Source organism: Muriicola sp. (assembly GCF_049669965.1).
Classification (GTDB): domain Bacteria; phylum Bacteroidota; class Bacteroidia; order Flavobacteriales; family Flavobacteriaceae; genus Muriicola.
The window spans coordinates 1-1,697 of sequence record NZ_JBATLB010000284.1 but is presented as its reverse complement, the minus strand read 5'-3'; the positions used below and the strand labels follow the sequence as shown (position 1 = coordinate 1,697).

Genomic DNA, 1,697 nt, shown 5'->3' with positions numbered 1-1,697 from the left:
ATACAGATAGGCCAGTGATTTTAGACCAACCGGATTGTCCTTAAACAAATACCAGTGATCTTGAATGACCTGATCTGCAAATGCCTTATTCTGCCATTTTGCAGAGAAATATCCAAACACATCAAGGAAGTAATACAAGGAACTGCTATAGGCTTTTGCCTGGGTTTCATATAATTCAATCGCTTCTTTTTCTGAGGTAGCAGCATAGATGGCTTTTAGGTATTCAGGGACGTTTTTATCTGCTTGTTGCTTTGAAATAGCCGATCCCTCATAAATATTGTTTCGCAGCAAAGCCTGATCATAGGGCCCACCGGTTCTGGGATCGCGGTAGGTATTGGCCCCTTTTGTGTTAATCACAATAATTCCTCCATTTGCCTGTCCTCCATATTTGATACCCAAGCCCAGGCCACTCAAAATTGCAATGCGTTCTACATTCTCGATATTTACAAAATCAGGAAACTCTGTCAGAATTAGTCCATCCACATCATAGATAGCCGGAAAAAAACCTAAGGCAGAGCCCCGTAAATAAATGACTGGTTTATAAAAATCTCCTGAACGATCCACGCGTATGCCAGGTGCCCGGTATTGAATGGCCGATGCCAGATCTATACCTCCATAAAGAAATTGAGATTTATCAATAATTCTGACCGCAAAATTGGTAATCTCCTTATCCAGAATACCAAAGGCCGTATTTATAAGGTTTTTATTGGAGTTATACTCCATTCTTAATTGCTTCTGGCTTTTTATTTTCGTTTTTTCAACGACCACCTCATCAAGCACGTTTACAGCGGAATTCATCTTAATATTCAGGACAGAGGTTACATCCTCTACAACGATCTCCATATCGGCCAAACCAGGATAAGAGAAGATGACCAGATCTCCAGGACTTGTCTGTAATTCATACATTCCCTTTGCGTCCGTTTTTACGACTTCGCCGGTTTTATCTGATTGCACTTCAGCATTGATCAATGGGGTATCCATAGTGGTCACTTTGCCACGTATGGTAAGTTGTTTTTCCTGGGCTTGTGTGTGTACTGTAATTAGCAGGAGGAGGAGTGAAAAAATGATTCGTTTCATAGCAAAAACTTTAATTAATCTTTCAACAATAGCATCAATAATCTAGCCAACTTTCATAAATATAGTAATTTTTCACTATTTCACCGACAAGATTTGTAGCTGTTTGGTTTCATCCTGTTCCATGAAATGTACTACAAACTCTTCGGCGGTTTGGTCCGGGTATCCAAAATTTTGATAGATGGTACATTTTAATACCAGGGGCTCTTTTTTGGTAGCATCAATACTTCCAAGATATGTAGCATTGAGAATCCACTTGCCTTGTACCCCCTCTCCATAAAATTCGAACTCTTCCGAAGTATACCCGTGTAAGATCTCATCTTTTATGCGTTCACTGGATGACATTCTATTGTGCTCCCAATTAAAATAGCGCTTCTGCGGATTTACGAATTGCAAATTGAATTCTGCCTCAGCATCATTCCATTCAAAAACCAGTCGCACATTGTATTTGAGATTATTTGATAATTCGGCAGGGATCATTGCGGTGTTTAAGAGATTTTTCTCCTGATACACCAGGTTTCGCATTTCCCGCTTTAACGTTTTCTGAATGCCGGAGGTGTTAAGAGCCGGATACTTCATGCCCTTATCTAAATCTAGCATGAGATCGATGGCCTTTTGAGGTT

The 1,697-nt window shown here is 40.1% G+C and carries 2 protein-coding genes; both read right to left on the bottom strand.

Annotation, left to right across the window (positions count from 1 at the left end):
* Positions 1 to 1,077, bottom strand: a 1,077-nt coding sequence (locus tag WBM49_RS13930; protein ID WP_424372652.1) for a carboxypeptidase-like regulatory domain-containing protein, incomplete at its 3' end; no start/stop codon positions are given.
* A 75-nt stretch (positions 1,078 to 1,152) separates the two neighbouring features.
* The coding region (locus tag WBM49_RS13925) for a YfaP family protein (protein ID WP_424372651.1) at positions 1,153 to 1,697 on the bottom strand (545 nt) is incomplete at its 5' end.